Below are 18,148 nucleotides of genomic sequence, written 5' to 3' on the forward strand. Positions count from 1 at the left end.
CCTGGCGTATGGGAGAACCCGATGCCCCTGTCCCAGATCCGCGCGCCCCGCTCGCACCGAGCCCACCGCACCAGACGCCACGCCGGCGCCGCGGCGGCCGCCGCGGTCGGCCGCCGCGCCCTGCGACGGCCGCCCCTGCTCTCCGCGGGCGGCGGCCCGCACCCCGGCGCCCTGGCCGCCGCGGCCCTCGCCGCCCTGGTCTCCCTGGGCGTGGCCGCCCGGGCGGGCGCCCTGTCCCACCTGTGGGACTTCCTCGACTACGGGGCGGGCGTGCTCTCGCTCGTCTCGCTCACCTCCGCCGTCCTGTGGGGCCTGGCCGCGACGGACCGCACGCTGTTCGCCTCGGGCCACCGGATCGCCGCCCAGGGCGCGCACCGCGGCCTCGCCGTCGCGGGCCTCGGCTTCCTCGCCCTGCACGTCTGGGTCAAGGTGGCCGGGTCGCGGACCACGGCGACCGCGGTCGCCGTCCCCTTCACCGACCCCGACCAGGCCCTCCTCATCGGGCTGGGCACACTGGCCGGTTACCTCTTCGTGGCCGTCGCGGTCTCCGGCGCGGTCCGCAGCGCCTTCGCCACCAAGGGCCGCTCCCTGTGGTGGCGCGCCCTGCACATGGGCGCCTACCCGGCCTGGGGCGCGTCCCTGGTGCACGGGCTCAAGTCGGGCCGCTCCGCCAGTGGTTGGGTGACCGTCTCGTACGCCCTCTGCCTGGTCGGGGTGGCCGGCGTGCTCGCCCTGCGGCTGCGCGGCAGGCTGCGCGCCCGCCCCGCGCAGCCGGTCCGGCCCGCCGCCCCGGCGCCGTCCGCCGCCCGGGTGCCCGGCCCGCGCTCGGCCGCGCCGTCGCGGTCGTTCCTCCACCAGCCCGCGGAACCGGCCGCGGCCCGGCCGGTCACCCGCCCGGGGCGCCAGGCGGACCGGCGCGGCGGCGCGCCGACCGAGGCACCGCTCGTACCGGCCGAGGCGCCGTTCGCACCGGCCGCGGCGGCCGATCCGCTGCTCACCCCGCGGGCGGCGGCCGCGCCGGTGGTGGCCGGCCGGTCGGTGCCGGTGGGGCCGCCCGCCCCGCTGCCGGTCATGCCCTGGCCCGAACCGCAGCCGTACGGCCCCCCGTGGGGCGTCGGCGGGGTCGTGGCCGGTGACCGGCCCGCCGGACCGCTCGACGGAATCCGGGGCCGGCAGTGACGGACGCGCCCCACCCGGCCCTCGGCTGCGTGGGGCAGCCCCGGCTGCTGGCCGGGCTCGACGCCGCCGACCGGCTCGACCGGCGCGGCCACCTCGCCGTGCACGGCAGCATGCCCCGCTACCGGCCCGACGAACTCCTCGCCCTGGCCGAGAACACCGACCTGCGCGGGCGCGGCGGAGCGGGCTTCCCCTTCGCCCGCAAGCTCCGCGCCGTCACCCGCTCCGCCCGCGGCCGCGAGGGCCGCTCCGCCGTCGTCGTCAACGGCACCGAGGGCGAACCGAGTTGCCTCAAGGACGCCGCGCTGTGGCTGCACGTCCCGCACCTCGTCCTCGACGGCGCCCTGCTGGCCGCCGCCGCCCTGGGCACCGAGGACGTGGTCGTCGGCGTGACCCGCGAGGACGTCGAGCGCTCGGCGCGCGCCGCCGTCGCCGAACGCGGCCCCGCCGGCCGGCGCGTCCGCGTCACCCGGCTCCCCGAACGGTTCGTCACGGGGGAGAGCACCGCCCTCATCGCCGGACTCGACGGCGGCAAGGCGCTGCCGTCCGGTCAGAAGGTGCGCACCAGCGAACGCGGGCTGGGTGGAGCGCCGACCCTGCTCTCCAACACCGAGACGTACGCCCAACTCGCGGTCGCCGCCCGGCTGGGCGCCCTGGACTACCGGGCGGTCGGACTGCCCGCGGAACCGGGGACCACCCTGCTGACGGTCGCCGGATCCACCGTGGTGGAGGTGCCCATGGGCACCTCGCTGGCGTACGTTCTCGGGCTGTGCGGCGCGGCGCCCGGCCAGGGCGTGCTGGTCGGCGGCTACCACGGGCGCTGGCTCACCCCGGGCGCGGCGCTGGCCGCCGTGCTCTCCCGCGAGTCCCTCGCCGCCTTCGACGCGGTGCTCGGGGCGGGAGCCGTACTGCCGCTGCCCGAGGACACCTGCCCCGCCGGGGAAGTGGCCCGGGTGGTGCGCTGGATGGCCGAGGAGTCCGCCGGGCAGTGCGGTCCGTGCGTGCGCGGACTGCCCTCGCTGGCCGGGGCCGTCGCCGACCTCGTGAACGGGGGCGGCCGGGCCGCCCTCGAAGCGGTGGAGGCACGGATGCGCGGGGTGCGCGGCCGCGGCGCGTGCAGCCACCCCGACGGCACCTCGTCCTTCGTGGCCTCCGCGCTCGCCGTCTTCCCCGACGAGTTCCGCGACCACGCGGTCGGCAGCGGCTGCGGACGCCGCGTCCTGGGCGCCCTGCCGCTGCCCGCCGACGCGAACCCCGAACGGCTCGTCGTGGACTGGACCCTGTGCAAGGGCCACGGCCTGTGCGTGGACCTGCTGCCCGACGTCGTGCGGCTCGACGGCGACGGCTATCCGGCTCAGGGGGTCATGGAGGTCCCCGCGCCGCTGCGCCCGAAGGCCCTGCGGGCGGTCCGGCGTTGTCCGGCGCTCGCTCTGCGTATTCAGGAGTAGGCCGGAGCAGTTCACCGTTTGGCGCGATCTGACAAATTCCGGGAGATCCGAAGGGAACGGGGTCCGCGGGCCCTATGAATGGAACACGGCGTGAAAAGCGCCGGTCGTCATCCGAATCCTGGAAATCTTGGGAGCAGTCGTGAACAACAAGCGTCGTGGGGTAATGCTCGGATCGGTGGCCGCCGTGGTGCTGCTGGCGGCCGGATGCGGAAGTGACACCGAGAATTTCCGCACCGCGAATGCGGCGCAGCCGGCCGGAAGCAAATCCCCGGGCGGCGGCAGTGGAAACGGTGACGGATACGGCGCCGGGTACGGCTCGGGTTCCGGCTCCGGTTCCGGCTACGGAGCGGACGCCGCGGCGGACCCCGCGGCCGGCTCCGGCTCCGCGGCCGGCGCCGGGGCGAAGGGCGCGCCGGCCGGGCAGCTGGCCGTACGCGCCGTCCCGGCGGTGGGCAACGTGGTCACCGACAGCGCCGGGGCCACCCTCTACCGGTTCGACAAGGACACCGCCCAGCCGCCCAAGTCCGCCTGCGACGGCAGCTGCGCCACGACCTGGCCCGCGGTTCCGGCGGATGACGCCACGGCCTCGGCGGGCATCGACACGAACCTCCTGGGCGCGGTCGTCCGCCCGGACGGCACCCGCCAGCTGACCCTGGCGGGCTGGCCCGTGTACCGGTACGCGCAGGACAGCCGGCCGGGCGAGGCGAAGGGCGAGGGGGTCGGCGGAACCTGGCACGCGCTGGCGGCCGACGGAAAGAAGGCCGTCGACCAGAAGCCGGCGGCGCCGAAACCGGCGGAAGGCATGTCCATGGGACAGATGGGTGCGGAACTATCCGTCATGAACGACGCGAAACTCGGAAACATTCTCATGGACGGCCAGGGCCGCACCCTTTACCGGTTCAACAACGACAGTGCCTGGCCGATGAAATTCGGTTGCCTCGGGGCGTGCCTCGACACCTGGAAGCCCGCCGCGGCCGTGGACAAGAAGAAGGTGAACGGAATTGCCGCCGCATTGGTGGGCTCGGTGAAGCGCCCCGACGGCACGATGCAGCTGACGATCGACTGCTGGCCCGTCTACACCTTCACCGGTGACACCGCGCCCGGCCAGACCAACGGCCACAACAAGCAGGGGCTCTGGTTCGCGGTGACCGACGCGGGCAAGAAGGCCCCGGCGGCGGGCTGAGCCGTGCCGCGACCGCCGACATCACCGCTCCGGCCGGAGCTGCCGGAGCTGGCGCACCCGCCGGAGCCACCGCGGCCGCCGCACCCGCCGCGCCCGCAGCCACCGCCACGGCCGCGCCCCCTGCGGCCGCCGCCCGCGCCCGGGCCCGCGGCCCGCCGCCTCCTGCCGGCGACGGCCGGGCTCGGCCTCTCCCTCGCCCTGCTGTGCGCCGCCTGCGGTGCACCCGCCGGGCAGCCGTCGGCGCGGCGCGCCCCCGCCGCCCCCGCCGTCGCTTCCCCCGCCCCCTTCCCGCCCGGTTCGCCCACGCTCCAGGACCTCGCCGCCGCCCTCGGCTGCACGGCCGAGGTCACGGTGGAGGCGGACGAGCTGCGCGAGGGCGCCTGCGGCTCGGGCCCGGGGGCCTACCGCATCGCCACCTTCGCCGCCGACGCGGGCCGGGCGGCCTGGCTCGCCGAGTCGCGGGCGTACGGCGGCGCCTACCTGGTCGGCGCCCGCTGGGTCGTCACCGCCGCCTCACCCGAAGCGCTGGCCCCCGCCCGCGCCCGCCTCGGCGGAACCATCGAGTCCGGGAGCGCCCACACGGGCCCCCACACCGGCCCCCCGGAGGCTCCCGCCGCGCCGCCCCCCGCCCCGGCGCCCTCCGGATCCGCGGCCTCCCCGACCCCGGCGCACCCCTCGCACGCCGGGCACGCGTAAGGACGTACCCGCTCCCGCCGGGCCCGGCCCGCCGGAGGAGGCCTACGCGCCCGGCACGCCCGGGACGGCCTCCTCCGGCGCCACCGGCCCCGGCGGGGTGCCGTCCCCGAAGGGGCGGCCGCCGAGCCGGTCCCGGTCGTGCGGTGCGAGCCAGCCCGACAGGTCGGGGCCGGCGGGGACGATGCCGGCCGGGTTGATGTCCTTGTGCACCAGGTGGTAGTGGCGCTTGATGTGGTCGAAGTCGACGGTGTCGCCGAAGCCGGGCGTCTGGAAGAGGTCGCGCGCGTACGCCCACAGGACCGGCATCTCGGACAGCTTCTGCCGGTTGCACTTGAAGTGGCCGTGGTAGACCGGGTCGAAGCGCACCAGGGTCGTGAACAGCCGGACGTCCGCCTCGGTGAGCGTGTCGCCGACCAGGTAGCGGGAGCGCGCGAGGCGTTCGGTGAGCTGGTCGAGGCGGGCGAACAGGCGCGCGTACGCCGCTTCGTACGCCTCTTGCGACCCGGCGAAACCGGCCCGGTAGACGCCGTTGTTCACGTCCCCGTAGACCGCCTCGTTCACGGCGTCGATCTCCGGCCGCAGCTCCGCCGGGTAGAGCGCGGGCGCCCCTTCGCGGTGGTGCTCCGTCCACTCCAGGGAGAGGTCGACCGTCATCTGCGGGAAGTCGTTGGTGATCACCTTGCCGGTGGGCACGTCCACGATCGCAGGCACCGTGACGCCGCGGTCGTACTCGGGGTCGCGTGCGAGGTAGGCCTCCTGGAGCCGCTCGATGCCCAGCACGGGGTCCCGGCCACCGGGGTCCAGGTCGAAGCGCCAGCTGCGCTCGTCGTGGGTCGGGCCCGCCACGGCCATCGGCAGGGCCCGCTCCAGTCCGAGCAGGCGCCGGACGATGACCGCTCGCCCGGCCCACGGACAGGCCCGGCTGACCACCAGCCGGTAGCGGCCCGGCTCGACGGGGAAGCCGTCGCCCGTCGCGGGTGATCCGGGTGGTCAGGTAGCGGTCGTCCCGCGCGAACGCTCCGCCGGGGTTCACGTAGCTCACGGGCCTCCTCCGTCCGTTCACGGCTCGGCGACAGGGGACGCCGGGCCCCTGCCCGGGAACGGCCCGTTCACACGCGCCCGGCCGCCGCCGGCCGCTGCTGGACCCGGCGGGAATGGGGTCCGCCGGCCCGGGTAGGCGCCCTCCTGCTCGCGGTGAGCGGCAGCACGCTCTGGAGAGGAGCCGACGCGATGACGCGACGTACCCCGGCGGCAGCGGACCCCGGCGCGACCGTCGAACAGGAGCCAGGACCGGGTGGTCCGGAAGAACCCGGCGGGACGCGCATCGTGGTCGTCGGCGCCACCGGGAACGTCGGGACCAGTGTCGTGGCCGCCCTCGCGGCCGACGGCGCGGTGGGGGCCGTGACGGGCCTGGCCCGCAGGGTGCCCGACTGGCGGCCCGCGAAGACGCGCTGGCACGCGGTGGACATCGAACCGGGCGGCCCCGACCTCGAACCGCTCTTCGCCGGGGCGGACGCGGTGATCCACCTCGCCTGGAAGTTCCAGCCCACCCACCACCCCGCCGAGACCTGGCGCACCAACGTCCTGGGGAGCATCCGCGTCTTCGACGCGGTCGCGCGGGCGGGCGTCCCCGTCCTCGTGCACGCCTCGTCCGTGGGCGCCTACTCGCCCGGCCCCAAAGACCGGGCCGTGGACGAGTCCTGGCCCACGCACGGCTGGCCGCAGGCCGCCTACACGCGCGAGAAGGCCTACCTCGAACGCGTCCTGGACGCCTACGAGCAGCGGCACCCGGACATCCGCGTGGTCCGGATGCGCCCCGGCTTCCTCTTCAAACGGCAGTCCGCCTCCGAGCAGCGCCGGATCTTCGCGGGACGGCTGCTCCCCGGCCGCCTGGTCCGCCCCCGGCTGCTGCCCGCCGTCCCCGACCTGCCGGGCCTGCGCTTCCAGGCCCTGCACACGGACGACGCGGCCGCCGCCTACCGCGCGGCCGTCACCCTGCCCGTGCGGGGGGCGTTCAACCTGGCGGCCGACCCGCCCGTGGACGCCGACGTGCTGGCCCGCCTCTTCGACGCGCGGAAGCTGTCGATGCCCGCGGGCCCCGTCAGGGCGGCCCTCGCCGCCGCCTGGCGGCTGCACCTCGTACCGGCCTCACCGGACCTGTTCGACGCGGTCCTGCGGCTGCCGCTGATGGACGCCGCCCGGGCGCGCGAGGAGCTGTCCTGGGAACCCGCGCACACCTCGGTGGAGGCCATCGAGGAGTTCCTCGCGGGCCTGCGGGCCGGGGCGGGCATGGACACCGCCCCGCTGGCCGCCGACCGGGCCGGGGCCGCGTCGTGAACGAGCCCGCCCGCGAGCCCGCCCACCCCTCCCGTCGGCCGGATCCGGCCGCCTACCGCAGGGCCGCCGACTACGTGGCCGCGGCCCTCGTCTTCCTCCGGGACAACGTCCTGCTGCGGGACCCGCTGCGCCCGGAGCACCTCAAGCCCCGGCTGCTCGGCCACTGGGGCACCTGCCCCGGCATCACCCGGGTCTACGCCGCCCTGAACACCCTGGTCAGGGAGCGCGGCGCGGACGTCCTCCTGGTCACCGGGCCCGGCCACGGCGCGCCCGCCCTGCACGCCAACCTGTGGCTGGAGGGCACCCACGAGGACTACGACCCGGCCCTGGCCAGGACCGCCGGGGGGCTGCGGGAACTTGCGCGCCGCTACTGCGCCCCCGACGGCTTTCCCAGCCACCTCTCCCCGGCGGTGCCGGGCACCCTGCACGAGGGCGGCGAACTCGGCTACGCCCTGGCGACGGCCTTCGGCGCGGCCCTGGACGCGCCGGACCGGATCGTCGCCTGCATCGTCGGCGACGGCGAGGCGGAGACGGGGCCCACCGCCGCCGCCTGGCACTCGACGAAGTACCTGGACCCGGTGTCCGGGGGAGCGGTCCTGCCGGTCCTGCACCTGAACGGCTTCAAGATCTCCTCGCCGACCGTCTTCGCGACGATGTCCGACGACGAACTGACCGCGCTCTTCCGGGGTTACGGCTGGGACCCGCGGATCGTGGACGTCACCGGCGACCCGCCCGGCGACCCGCTCGCGAAGGCCCTGCTCGATGCCCACACGGCGATCCGCTCCCTCCAGCTCCGCGCGCGCTCGGGGGACAAGCCGGTCCGGCCCGCGTGGCCGGTGATCGTACTGCGCAGCCTCAAGGGGCAGGGCGCCCCGGCCGAGGTCGGGGGCCTGGCCGTCGAGGGCACCTTCCGCGCCCACCAGGTGCCCCTGCCCGATGTCCACGACGACCCGGAGCAGCTGCGGGCGCTCGAAGCGTGGCTGCGCGGCTACCGCCCACAAGAACTCTTCGACGCGGCGGGACGGCCCGTACCCGAGGTGCTCGCCGTCGTACCGGACGGGGCCGCCCGCATCGGTGCGCAGCCCGCCGCCAACGGGGGAGTCCTGCGCCGCCCGCTCGCCCTGCCGCCGATCGGCCCGCACGCCGTCGACGCCGGCAAGGGGCCGGGCACGGCCACCGCGAGCCCCACCCGGGTGCTCGGCGGCTGGCTCGCCGAGCTGATGCCCGCCACCGCCGGGGACAGCGACTTCCGCATCGTCTCCCCGGACGAGCTGGCCTCGAACAAGCTGGACACCGTCCTCGCCTCCAGCGGGCGGGCGTACGTCTGGCCGGTGGAGGAGTACTCCGAGGACCTGAGCCGCGACGGCCGGGTGATGGAGATGCTGTCCGAGCACACCTGCCAGGGCTGGCTCCAGGGCTACCTGCTCACCGGACGGCACGGGCTCTTCCCGACCTACGAGGCCTTCGCCGCCGTCGTCGACAGCATGGCCAACCAGCACGCGAAGTGGCTGAAGGCGGCCCGGGAAGTGCCCTGGCGCGCGCCGGTGAGCAGCCTCACGTACCTCCTCAGCAGCGAGGGCTGGCGCCAGGAGCACAACGGGTACAGCCACCAAGGCCCCGGTTTCCTCAGCAACCTGCTGAACCGGAACAGCGCCGTCACCGGCGTCTACCTGCCGCCCGACGCCAACACCCTCCTGGTCACCATGGAGCGGCTCCTGGACGAGACGGACAAGGTCAACGCCGTCGTCGCGGGCAAACACGAGGCCGCGCAGTGGCTCGACCTCGACGCCGCCCGCGCCCACTGCCGCGCGGGCGCGGCCGCCTGGCCCTGGGCCGGTACGGACGGGGGCCGCCCACCCGAGGCCGTCCTCGCCTGCGCCGGAGGGATCCCGACCGTCGAATCGCTCGCCGCCGCCGACCTGCTGCGGCGCGACGCGCCCGAAGCCCGGATCCGGTTCGTCAACGTCGTGGACCTCTGCGCACTGGCCCCGCCGAACAGGCACCCGCACGGCATGGCCGACGACCGGTTCCGCGCCCTGTTCGGCGAGGAGACCCCCGTCGTCTTCGACTTCCACGGCTACCCCTCGGCGGTGCACCAGCTGCTCCACGGACGCCCGCGCCCCGACCGGTTCCACGTCCGCGGCTACGTCGAGGAGGGCACCACCACGACCCCCTACGACCTGCTGGTGCGCAACGGAACCTCCCGCCACGACCTCGCCGCCGCCGTCCTGCGGCACCTGCCGGTCGACGACCCGGCCCGGCGCGACCGGTACCGGGACCTCGCGGCGGGGTACCTGCGCGAGCGCGACGCGCTGTGCGCGGAACTGCGCCGCACCGGGGTGGACCCGGCCGCGGTCACCGAGTGGACGTGGTCCGGATGAGGCCGCGGATCGGCGGCGCCGGGAGTGTTTCGCTCGTGCGTGGGGGGTACCCGCTTCCCATGACGACCGTGGAGACGCCGCACGCACCCCCGGGGCAGGCCCCGCCGCCCGGACTGAGCCCGCCCGCTCCCGCCGCGGGCCCGCTGCCCAAGGACCACACCCAGGCCATTCTGGAGACCACCAAACTGGTGGCCGCGCTTCTGAAGCGGTCCGGGCTGCCCTTCGCGCTCGCCGGGAGCGTGGCCGCCTTCGCGCACGGCCTGCCCGCCCGCTTCCAGCACGACACCGACTTCTGCGTCCGGCCCGAGGACGCGGAGGCGGCGGTCAAGGCCCTGGAAGCAGGCGGCATCGAGATGCGCCGCGCCCCGGAGGACTGGCTGGTCAAGGGGCGCTCGGGCGGCGAGGAGATCGACCTGATCTTCGAACTGGCCCGCCGCCCGGTGAGCACCGAACTGCTGGAGCGCGCCCACCTCAAGGCGGTGGATTCGGTGTGGATGCCCGTCCTCGCCCCCACCGACCTCATGGACAGCCGCCTCGCCGCGCTCTGCGAGCACTACTGCGACTTCGGTGACCTCCTGCCCATGGCCCGCATGCTGCGGGAGCAGATCGACTGGCACCGGCTGGACCGGGCGTACCGGGCGGAGCCGCTGCCGGACGCTTTCCTGCACCTCCTGGAGAGGCTCCGGGTCATCGGCGACCGGGAGCCCGCTCCGGACACCGCCACCGAGGAGAGGTCATGACCGGCCGCGAGCAGACGGAGTACCGCATCGGGCGCCTGTACGACCGGCTGGCCCGCGAGGACCTCGCGGAACTGGGCGTGCGCGTCGAGGTCCACGGGGCGGGCGCCATGGTCCGGGGCAGCGTCACCAGCCCCGAGTGCCGGGCCGAGGTGCTGCGCATCGCCGCGGAGGAACTCGCCGGAGTGGAGTGGCGCGAGGACGTCACCGTCTGCCGGCCGGTACCGCCCGACCACTCCGAGGAGCTGTGGTGATCCGGGTCGCCGCGGTCGGGGACATCCACCTCGGCCCCGGCAGCAACGGGACCCTGCGGCCCGCCTTCGACACCCTGGGCGAGCGGGCGGACCTCCTGCTGCTGGCCGGGGACCTGACGCGGCACGGCACCGTCGAGGAGGCGCGGGTGGTCGCCGCCGAGGTCACGGGGCTGGACGTGCCGGTGGTGGCGGTGCTCGGCAACCACGACTACCAGAGCGACCAGGAGAAGGCCGTGACGGCGGAGCTGGCCGCCGCGGGCGTGCACGTCCTGGAGGGCACCGGGGTCACCCTGGACATCGACGGGACCAGGGTCGGCGTCGCCGGGACCAAGGGCTTCTGCGGCGGCTTCGCCGGACGCAGCGGCAGCGAGTTCGGCGAACCGGAGATGAAGGCCTTCATCCGCTACACCCGCGACTGCGCGGAAGGCCTGGAACGGGCCCTGTGCGCGCTGGAGGAGGACGGCAGCGAACTGCGCATCGCCCTCACCCACTTCGCACCCGTGCCGGACACCCTCGCCGGCGAACCGCTGGAGATCTACCCCTTCCTCGGGAGCTACCTCCTCGCCGAGGCGATGGACGGGGCGGGGGCCGACCTCGCCGTCCACGGGCACGCGCACGCGGGCACCGAGCACGGGATGACGGCGGGCGGGATCCGGGTGCGGAACGTGGCGATGCCCGTCATCGGCAACGCCTTCGCCGTCTACCACCTGCGCAGTCCCCGGGAGGCGGCCGCCGGCCCCTGACCGGGCGGCGGTGCGCCGGGGCCCTCCGCGTGCGCGGTGAGCAGGCGGCGGCGTTCCCGCGGGTCCAGTCCGCCCCACACCCCGGCCGGTTCGCCCCTGCGCAAGGCGTGCCGCAGGCACTGCGGCTGCACCGGACACAGCGCGCACACCTCCTTCGCGGCGGCGACGGCGGAGGGGGAAGCGGCCGGCGCGTCGAGGCGCGCGCGGAAGAACGGGCGCGCGCCGAGGCGACGGCACTCGGCCCGCTCCCGCCACGGCCCCTGGCCTCCACCGGCTTCCGGCGGACGAGACACGTGCCCCACCCCGGGCTCCCTTCGCCACGTCGCGTACGTCCCCGTACTCGCCCTCGTCTGGCCCGTCGCGCCCTCTTGAAACGCCCACCCCCGCCCGGTGAATGAGTCGCGGAGCCGGGGGCAGGCGCGCGGGAGGCGGCGGACGCGCTCCGCCGCGAGCACGCGAACGGAAAAAGGCAGGACGGCGGGTCGTCCCGGGGCTGCACACGCCCTGGGTCCGGACCCCCCTTCGGTCACCTGCGGTCCCCGGTAGGACGACGCAGACGGAGAGAAGGGTGCGCATCGTGAGTACGGCTGAACGACAGTCCCGCCCCGCGGACGACTCGGTGGGCGTGCTGGTCTCGCGGGCATCGGAACAGATTTCCACCCTCGTGCGCGAGGAGATGAGGCTCGCCCGCACGGAACTGGGACAGAAGGGCAGACAGTTCGGGAAGGGCGGCGGCCTGCTCGGAGGCGCGGGCCTGCTCGGTGTCCTCTCGGCGCAGGCGGTGACGGCGGCCGCGATCGCGGCCCTGGCCCTGGTGCTGCCGGTGTGGGCTTCGGCCCTGATCCTCGCCGCGCTGCTCGCGGCACTCGCCGCCGTACTGGCGGGCGTGGGCAAGAAGCGGATCACGCGGGCCGGCCCGCCCGTACCCGAGCGGACCATCGACAGCGTCAAGGCCGACGTGGCCGAGATCAAGGAGAGGACACACCGATGACCGAGCAGTCGCAGAGCGACGAGGCCACCGCCGCGGAGCTGCGCCACCAGATCGAGCACACCCGCGAGGAACTGGGCCGCACCGTCGAGGCGCTCGCCCACAAGGCCGATGTGAAGGCGCAGGCCAAGGAGAAGACGGCGCAGGTCAAGGAGAAGACGGCCGAGGCCAAGGGGAAGGCGGTGGCCGTGAAGGACCAGGCCGTGGAGAAGGCCGCGGTGGTCGCCGGCCAGCTCCGGGAGAGCGCGGAGCACGCGGCGCGGCGGGTGAAGGAGAAGACCCCCGACCCGGTCCTCGACACGGCCGGTCAGGCGGTGGCCGCGGCGCGCACCAACCGCACCCCGCTGCTGGCCCTCGGCGGCGCCGTGCTCGTGTTCCTGCTCGTGCGCCGCGCGCGGGGGCGCAAGTGAAGGCGTCCAAGGTCGCGTACAAGCCGGTCGGGTTCGCCCTCGGCGCGCTCAGCGGCATGCTGGCCGGGATGGCCTTCAAGCAGGTCTGGAAGCTGGTCGAGGGGGAGGGGGACGCCCCCGACGCCACCGACGAGGACCGCTCCTGGAAGGAGATCCTCATCGCCGCCGGCCTCCAGGGCGCGATCTTCGCCGTCGTGAAGGCCGCCGTCGACCGCTCCGGAGCCGTGGCCACCCGCCGCCTGACGGGCACCTGGCCGGGCTGAGATCCGCTGTACCGCACGCTGTACCGCACATCGGCGCTGGTCCCCCCGCTGCGGGGGGACCGGCGCCGGTTGCGTGCCGCGGGGCGGCAGTCCCGGGCATGCCGCGGGCCCGGGAATCCCCGGGCCCGCGGTCCTTCACCTGGTTCGTTGCACGACGGTCACTCCATGCGGCGGCGGTCCTCGTCGGTCCAGGCGCGCGTGTCGCGCGGTTCGACGTACGGTTCCTCCCCCTTGGCCAGCCCGCCGGAGATCGCCCGCTGACGGGCCATCTCCGCGTCGAACTCCAGCCCGAGCAGGATGGCGAGATTGCTGAGCCACAGCCACACCAGGAAGACGATGACACCGGCGACGGCGCCGTAGGTCTTGTTGTAGGAGGCGAAGTTCGCGACGTAGAACGCGAATCCGGCCGAGGCCGCCATCCAGATCAGCAGGGCGAGGAAGCTGCCGGGGGTCACCCACTTGAAGCCGCGGCCCTTGGCGTTCGGCGCGCCCCAGTACAGGAGCGCGATCATCACCGTCACCAGGAGCACGAGCACAGGCCACTTCGCGATCGACCACACCGTCAGCGCGCTCTCGCCGACGCCCAGCAGGTCGCCCGCCTGACGGGCCAGGGCCCCGGTGAAGACGACGATGAGCGCGCTCGCGCAGGCCAGCACCATCAGCGTGACCGTGAGCGCAAGGCGGAGCGGGAGGACCTTCCAGACCGGGCGGCCCTCGGGCACGTCGTAGACTGCGTTGGACGCGCGGATGAACGCGGCGGTGTAGCCGGAGGCGGACCAGAGCGCCACGACCAGACCGATGACCGCCACGACCGAGCCGACCCCGCTGCGGCCCTGTACCTGCCCGACCGCGTCGCCCATCACGTCCCCGGCGGCCCCGGGAGCCACGCGGCGCAGCGCGTCCAGCACTTCCCGGGTCGCCGACTCACCGGTCATGCCCAGTACGGACACGAGCACCAAGAGGGCGGGGAAGAGCGCCAGCACCCCGTAATAGGTCAGGGCCGCCGCGCGGTCGGACAGCTCGTCCCGGGAGAACTCCCGCACCGTGCCCCGCAGTACGGCCCACCAGGACCGCCGCGGCAGCTCGGTCGGCCGATCGGGACCGCGCTCCTCGGCCGCCTCAATCCGGTCGCCGATCCGCTCGCGGGAGTCACCCGGCTCGGCGGTCCGATGGTCGGAGCCGGTCGGCTCGCCGGGCGGGCCGACCGTCCGGTTGTCCGGAGCCCCCGGTGGCGCAGCCGCGTGCCCGCCCGGCCCCGGGTTCTCCTGCTCACCCTCACGGTGTGGTTTCGCGATGCGTGTCATACCCCGCGGATTTCCAGTTCTGCGGAACTCATGTCACCGCGGGCGCCACCGGGCCTGGGGTCAGGCCGCCGCCGTGTCCGCCTGGTCCGCCGAGCCGACGGCCGAGCGGCGTTCCTTCTCCGAGAGGCCGCCCCAGACGCCGTAGGGCTCCGCCACGCGCAGGGCGTGCTCCAGGCAGCGGGCGCGCACCGGGCAGGCCGCGCACACCGCCTTGGCCGCCTCCTCGCGCTCGGCACGCTCCTGGCCGCGTTCGCCCTCGGGGTGGAAGAACACCTCCGAGCCGACACCGCGGCACGCGGCGTCCATCTGCCATATCCAGTGGTGTTCCGCCCGCCCGGGCAGATGCGACACCTTCGCCATTCCCATCGTTCTCCTACCACCGGCCGTCGTGGCGCGTACTGCTACTGCGCGAGTCCGTACGCTCGTCTGGCCGCTGCGGCCCGTCTGAAACGTGTCGTCCGGGGGTGTGGCCTCGTAAGACGGCGGATCGTGGGTAGGCGCGCGTCATGATTGCTACCGAACATCTCGCGGCCGAAGGCCAAAGCTCCCTCTTCCTCGTCCTCGCCGGTGTGGTCGTGGTCGTCCTGCTGATCGGCGCCTTCTGGTACGGCGCCCGGCGCAACGCCCGGCGCGCGGCCCCGGCCCGGCCGACCGAGCAGAATCCCGTGGCCCAGCAGCGCGAGGACTCCTGGCAGACCCCGGACGGCGCCCGGGGCGACGGCCGGGGCGACGGCCGGGAGGGGCCGCGCGCGTGACGTCCGGCGGACGGACGGCCGACGGGCCGCCCGGAATTCCGTCTGATCCTCCGAAGATCATCGGAGGCGGGATGAGGCGCCCCGCCGGGGGCATGCGCTGCGTGTCGTCCAGGAAAGCCGCCCGTGGGCGCGGGCCGCGCCCCGATCCAGGAGGTACGAGGTGACCCGTACGAGTACGGCACTGACGAGGGGCGCGCTGCCCCCCGCCCTGATCGCCCCGCCGGGCGTCTACAAGCCCCAGGCGGACACGCGGCTGCTCGCCGAAGCCCTCGCGCAGGAGGACCTCGGGCCCGGCACGGACGTGCTGGAGATCGGTACGGGTACCGGCGCGCTCGCCCTCACCGCCGCCGCGCGCGGCGCCCGGGTCACGGCCGTGGACGTCTCCTGGACGGCCGTGACCACGGCCCGGCTGAACGCCTTGCGTCACCGGCTGCCCCTGCGCGTCGTGCACGGCGACTTCGAGGCCCGCACCGCGGGCCGCCGCTACGACGTCGTGGTGACGAACCCGCCCTACGTCCCCGCTCCGGCGGAGCGGCTTCCCGAGCGCGGCCCGGAGCGGGCCTGGGACGCCGGTCCCGACGGGCGCGGGGTGATCGACCGGATCTGCGCCGGCGCCCCGGCGATGCTGCGGCCCGGCGGCGTCCTGCTCATGGTGCACTCCGCCATGTCCGGGGCCGAGGAGACCCTGGACCGGCTGGCCCGGAGCGGGCTGGACGGGGAGATCGCGGCGCGGGCCTCCGTACCGTGGGGCCCGGTCCTGCGGTCGCGGCGCGCGTGGCTGGAACGGCGCGGCCTGGCGGCCGCGGCCGAGGAATGGGAAGAGCTGGTGGTCATCCGTGCCCGGAACCTCTGACACCGCCGCCGGCCCCGACACCGCCGCCTCCGGCACCTCGGGGGCACCCGCCCGCCGGGTGTCCGTGGACCGGGAGGGACCGGTCCTGATCGAGGGCCCGGTCGAGATCGTCCTGGACGACGGAAGCGTCGCCCGGTCCGACCGGTTCCAGGTCGCGGTGTGCACGTGCCGACGCAGCCGCACCTACCCCTGGTGTGACACCAGCCACCGCCGCCGCGAACGGCCGGCCGCGCCGCCGGAGGAGCGGAACACCCCGCAGCGCCGGCAGCACCATCAAGAGCGGCCCCCGGAAAGGACCCAGGAGAGGAACCCGTGATGCCACCCCACGGCCAGGCCCCGAGCCCGACCACGAGCCCGCGTACGCCGACGGCGGCCGGTCCGACCGCGACGGCGACCGCCACCGCGCGCCCCGCCGCCGGCCCCCGCCTCCCCGAGGCCCGGGGCGAGCTGTCGCGCGCCGTGACGCGGGCCCTGCGCTCGGGCAGCCCGGTGGCCTACACGCCGGGCGCCGTGCTCCAGGCCGACCCCTGGGGGGAGGACCTCCAGCTCGCGCTGTACCTCCTGTACGAACTGCACTACCGCGGCTTCGACGGGGTGGACGACGAGCTCGAATGGGATCCCGACCTGCTGCGCTTGCGCCGGGACGCCGAAGCCCGCTTCCTGCACGCCCTGCGGTCGGACCTGGCCGACGGCCCGCGCTCCGTCGAGGAGGCCTTCGCCCCGCTGCTGGTCGAGCCGGTCGACCTCTCCGGCAGCCTCAGCCACCGCCTCGAAACGGAGGGTGAGCTCTGGCAGTTGCGCGAATACGCCGCCTTGCGCTCCCTCTACCACCTCAAGGAGGCCGACCCGCACGCCTGGGTGATCCCCCGGCTCACCGGCCGGGCCAAGGCCGCGATGGTCGCCATCGAGTACGACGAGTTCGGCGCCGGCCGCGCCGACCGCGTGCACGCGCGGCTCTTCGCGGACCTCATGACCGATCTCGGCCTGGACCCGGCGTACGGCCGCTACCTGGACCTGGCCCCGGCGCCGCTGCTCGCGACCGTCAACCTGATGTCCCTCTTCGGGCTGCACCGGGCCCTGCGCGGCGCCCTCGTCGGCCACTTCGCGTCCGTCGAGGTCACCTCGTCGCCCGGATCCCGGCGGCTCGCGCACGCCATGCGCCGCTGCGGCGCCGGGCCCGCCGCCGAGCACTTCTACGCCGAGCACGTCGAGGCCGACGCCGTCCACGAGCAGGTCGTACGCCACGAGGTCATCGGCGGTCTGCTCGCCGACGAGCCGGAGCTGGAGGCGGACGTGGCCTTCGGCTGCGCGGCGACCGGCCTGCTGGAGGACCGGCTCGCGGACCACCTGCGCGGGGCCTGGGACCAGGGCCGCAGCGCGCTGCGGGGGCCCCTGCCGGAGGCCTGAGGGGCCGCGCGACCGGAGCCCGGGGGCCGCGCGACCGGAGCCCGGGGGCTGAGGGCTCGCACGGTCCGAGGCCTGAGGCCCCCGCGGCCGGCCCTACATCGGGTCCATGGTCGCGCTGCCCGGGCCGTTCTCCTGCTCGCTCTTCTCCCGGATGTGCAGGGCCTTGTCCGTGAGCCGCCGGCGCTCCGCCGGGTCCGCCGCGCGCTGCGCCGCCTGCTCCAGCTGCTCGGCCTTGTCCCGCATCTGCCGGGCCTGTTCGCTCGGCTGGTTCTGGTCGCTCATGACCGCTCCTCGGTTCGGGGGAGTCCGTTCCCCCCAAGCCAAACAGGACCGGAGTGGGCCCGCCACCGTGGACGGCCGGAGGGGTCTCTTTTCAGCCACGAAGATCCGCCGACTTCGCGCGGCGCTGGATCTCGTCGTGGAGCAGCCGCCCGAGGAGGGCGCCGCCGAAGACGACGACACCGACGCCCACCAGCCAGGACTGCACCACGAGGACCGTGCCGAAGGGGCCGTAGGTGACCGCGCCGGAGGCGATGAGCGGCGAGAAGACGAGCCGGGAGAAGACCCGCAGGCCCAGGAGCCCCAGCATGGTGGCCACCGACCCGGGGAACAGGGCGGACCAGGAGACCCTCCCGGCGAGCAGCAGCCGCTGTGACCACCAGAAGAAGAGGACGCCGATGACGACCGTGACGAAGCCGCGGGCGGGCGAGTTCCGCCAGGGCGGAGAGAAGGCCGACAGGTAGAGGGCGCCAACCAGCACGGCGAGCCACAGCACGTGCCGCCACCGGGCCCACCAGCGGGCGGGCGGCAGGTCCCACACCCGCTCGTAACCGCTCTGCAGAGTGGTCGCGAAGGACAGGCCGAAGACGGTGAGCACAGCGAGGCCGAAGGCCGTCGTGGTCCGCCAGGCCTGCTCGGGCAGCGCGAAGAGCCGTCCGATCTCCCGCCGTGCGGGCGGCGACACCCCGAGCCCGTCCCCGAGCCACTGCGCGAACCCCTGCCCGCCACCGGCGTCCGCGGCGGAGACCACGACCAGCAGCGGCACCAACGTCAGGAACCCGAGCGCGGCGAATCCCAGCGAGCGCTGCCACAGCTTCACCGACCGCACCCGCCCCCAGCGCCGCCCGGCCCGCACCCGGCGCACCGCACTGCCGACCCGCCCGAGGGGCGACGGACTCCCGGACCCGGACCGCTCGGCCCCGGTCATCTCCGC

21 protein-coding genes and 1 pseudogene are annotated in these 18,148 nt (G+C 75.2%); 16 read left to right on the plus strand and 6 right to left on the minus strand.

Annotated elements, in window-relative coordinates; translation table 11 throughout:
* Positions 1-21: 21 nt before the first annotated feature.
* The 4 genes from ABZY31_RS23600 (at position 22) to ABZY31_RS23615 (ending at position 4,503) form a co-directional block, all read left to right on the plus strand.
* Positions 22-1,179: a hypothetical protein gene (locus ABZY31_RS23600; protein ID WP_356413398.1), complete on the plus strand. Its 1,158-nt coding sequence runs from the start codon at positions 22-24 to the stop codon at positions 1,177-1,179.
* Positions 1,176-2,624 (plus strand): NADH-ubiquinone oxidoreductase-F iron-sulfur binding region domain-containing protein, encoded by a 1,449-nt coding sequence (locus ABZY31_RS23605; RefSeq protein WP_356413400.1) that lies wholly within the window; start codon positions 1,176-1,178, stop codon positions 2,622-2,624. The genes ABZY31_RS23600 and ABZY31_RS23605 overlap by 4 nt, the downstream gene beginning before the upstream one ends.
* A 127-nt stretch (positions 2,625-2,751) precedes the next feature.
* Positions 2,752-3,807, plus strand: coding sequence for an SCO0930 family lipoprotein (locus tag ABZY31_RS23610; protein WP_356413402.1), 1,056 nt, complete (start codon positions 2,752-2,754; stop codon positions 3,805-3,807).
* A 3-nt stretch (positions 3,808-3,810) separates the two neighbouring features.
* Positions 3,811-4,503, plus strand: a complete 693-nt coding sequence (locus ABZY31_RS23615) for a hypothetical protein (protein ID WP_356413403.1) — start codon at positions 3,811-3,813, stop codon at positions 4,501-4,503.
* Positions 4,504-4,545: 42 nt separating this feature from the next.
* Here ABZY31_RS23615 and ABZY31_RS23620 read toward each other — a convergent pair.
* Positions 4,546-5,536: pseudogene (locus tag ABZY31_RS23620) on the minus strand (glutathione S-transferase C-terminal domain-containing protein).
* Positions 5,537-5,829: 293 nt separating this feature from the next.
* Here ABZY31_RS23620 and ABZY31_RS23625 point away from each other — a divergent pair.
* Genes ABZY31_RS23625 through ABZY31_RS23645 form a run of 5 tightly spaced genes read left to right on the plus strand, consistent with a single transcriptional unit; the run spans position 5,830 to position 10,955 of the window.
* Complete coding sequence (locus ABZY31_RS23625) at positions 5,830-6,840, plus strand: NAD-dependent epimerase/dehydratase family protein (RefSeq protein WP_356413460.1); 1,011 nt, start codon at positions 5,830-5,832, stop codon at positions 6,838-6,840.
* On the plus strand, positions 6,837-9,221 hold the full coding sequence (locus ABZY31_RS23630) for a phosphoketolase family protein (RefSeq protein WP_356413404.1): 2,385 nt from the start codon (positions 6,837-6,839) through the stop codon (positions 9,219-9,221). The genes ABZY31_RS23625 and ABZY31_RS23630 overlap by 4 nt, the downstream gene beginning before the upstream one ends.
* A gap of 59 nt (positions 9,222-9,280) precedes the next feature.
* Positions 9,281-9,961, plus strand: coding sequence for a nucleotidyltransferase family protein (locus ABZY31_RS23635; RefSeq protein ID WP_356413406.1), 681 nt, complete (start codon positions 9,281-9,283; stop codon positions 9,959-9,961).
* Positions 9,958-10,212, plus strand: coding sequence for a hypothetical protein (locus ABZY31_RS23640; RefSeq protein WP_356413408.1), 255 nt, complete (start codon positions 9,958-9,960; stop codon positions 10,210-10,212). The genes ABZY31_RS23635 and ABZY31_RS23640 overlap by 4 nt, the downstream gene beginning before the upstream one ends.
* Positions 10,209-10,955, plus strand: a complete 747-nt coding sequence (locus ABZY31_RS23645) for a metallophosphoesterase (protein WP_356413409.1) — start codon at positions 10,209-10,211, stop codon at positions 10,953-10,955. The genes ABZY31_RS23640 and ABZY31_RS23645 overlap by 4 nt, the downstream gene beginning before the upstream one ends.
* Here the strand turns inward: ABZY31_RS23645 and ABZY31_RS23650 are convergent.
* A complete protein-coding gene (locus tag ABZY31_RS23650; RefSeq protein WP_356413410.1) occupies positions 10,913-11,599 on the minus strand; it encodes a WhiB family transcriptional regulator in 687 nt (228 codons plus the stop codon). The two genes, ABZY31_RS23645 and ABZY31_RS23650, sit on opposite strands and share 43 nt — an antisense overlap.
* On the opposite strand from ABZY31_RS23650, the gene ABZY31_RS23655 reads away from it, so the two are divergent.
* The 3 genes from ABZY31_RS23655 to ABZY31_RS23665 are packed head-to-tail and all read left to right on the plus strand — an operon-like array spanning position 11,533 to position 12,616.
* Positions 11,533-11,946 carry a phage holin family protein gene (locus ABZY31_RS23655; protein ID WP_356413412.1) on the plus strand — a complete coding sequence of 138 codons (414 nt, stop codon included), beginning with the start codon at positions 11,533-11,535 and terminating at the stop codon, positions 11,944-11,946. The genes ABZY31_RS23650 and ABZY31_RS23655 overlap by 67 nt on opposite strands.
* A complete protein-coding gene (locus ABZY31_RS23660; protein ID WP_356413414.1) occupies positions 11,943-12,353 on the plus strand; it encodes a DUF3618 domain-containing protein in 411 nt (136 codons plus the stop codon). Before ABZY31_RS23655 ends, ABZY31_RS23660 begins: the two co-directional genes overlap by 4 nt.
* A complete protein-coding gene (locus ABZY31_RS23665; RefSeq protein WP_356413416.1) occupies positions 12,350-12,616 on the plus strand; it encodes a DUF4235 domain-containing protein in 267 nt (88 codons plus the stop codon). Before ABZY31_RS23660 ends, ABZY31_RS23665 begins: the two co-directional genes overlap by 4 nt.
* 158 nt (positions 12,617-12,774) lie before the next feature.
* Here the strand turns inward: ABZY31_RS23665 and ABZY31_RS23670 are convergent, their stop codons facing one another.
* Together ABZY31_RS23670 and ABZY31_RS23675 are read right to left on the minus strand one after the other, a co-directional pair.
* Positions 12,775-13,920: a YihY/virulence factor BrkB family protein gene (locus ABZY31_RS23670; RefSeq protein ID WP_356413418.1), complete on the minus strand. Its 1,146-nt coding sequence runs from the start codon at positions 13,918-13,920 to the stop codon at positions 12,775-12,777.
* A 60-nt stretch (positions 13,921-13,980) separates the two neighbouring features.
* Positions 13,981-14,280 carry a WhiB family transcriptional regulator gene (locus tag ABZY31_RS23675; protein ID WP_356413420.1) on the minus strand — a complete coding sequence of 100 codons (300 nt, stop codon included), beginning with the start codon at positions 14,278-14,280 and terminating at the stop codon, positions 13,981-13,983.
* 146 nt (positions 14,281-14,426) lie between these two features.
* Between ABZY31_RS23675 and ABZY31_RS23680 the strand changes: the two genes are divergently transcribed.
* The 4 genes from ABZY31_RS23680 to ABZY31_RS23695 all read left to right on the plus strand — a co-directional run bounded on the left by ABZY31_RS23680 (position 14,427) and on the right by ABZY31_RS23695 (position 16,935).
* On the plus strand, positions 14,427-14,675 hold the full coding sequence (locus ABZY31_RS23680; RefSeq protein ID WP_356413422.1) for a DUF6479 family protein: 249 nt from the start codon (positions 14,427-14,429) through the stop codon (positions 14,673-14,675).
* 160 nt (positions 14,676-14,835) lie between these two features.
* A complete protein-coding gene (locus ABZY31_RS23685; protein ID WP_356413424.1) occupies positions 14,836-15,528 on the plus strand; it encodes a HemK2/MTQ2 family protein methyltransferase in 693 nt (230 codons plus the stop codon).
* Positions 15,512-15,844 carry a CDGSH iron-sulfur domain-containing protein gene (locus tag ABZY31_RS23690; protein ID WP_356413425.1) on the plus strand — a complete coding sequence of 111 codons (333 nt, stop codon included), beginning with the start codon at positions 15,512-15,514 and terminating at the stop codon, positions 15,842-15,844. The genes ABZY31_RS23685 and ABZY31_RS23690 overlap by 17 nt, the downstream gene beginning before the upstream one ends.
* Complete coding sequence (locus tag ABZY31_RS23695) at positions 15,841-16,935, plus strand: iron-containing redox enzyme family protein (protein WP_356413427.1); 1,095 nt, start codon at positions 15,841-15,843, stop codon at positions 16,933-16,935. Before ABZY31_RS23690 ends, ABZY31_RS23695 begins: the two co-directional genes overlap by 4 nt.
* Before the next feature lie 93 nt (positions 16,936-17,028).
* Here ABZY31_RS23695 and ABZY31_RS23700 read toward each other — a convergent pair whose 3' ends face one another.
* Together ABZY31_RS23700 and ABZY31_RS23705 are read right to left on the minus strand one after the other, a co-directional pair.
* Positions 17,029-17,217 carry a DUF6381 family protein gene (locus ABZY31_RS23700; protein ID WP_356413428.1) on the minus strand — a complete coding sequence of 63 codons (189 nt, stop codon included), beginning with the start codon at positions 17,215-17,217 and terminating at the stop codon, positions 17,029-17,031.
* 91 nt (positions 17,218-17,308) lie between these two features.
* Positions 17,309-18,142, minus strand: coding sequence for a YhjD/YihY/BrkB family envelope integrity protein (locus tag ABZY31_RS23705; RefSeq protein WP_356413430.1), 834 nt, complete (start codon positions 18,140-18,142; stop codon positions 17,309-17,311).
* Positions 18,143-18,148 lie beyond the last annotated feature (6 nt).

Source organism: Streptomyces sp. NPDC006529, from assembly GCF_040611795.1.
Taxonomy (GTDB): Bacteria; Actinomycetota; Actinomycetes; order Streptomycetales; family Streptomycetaceae; genus Streptomyces.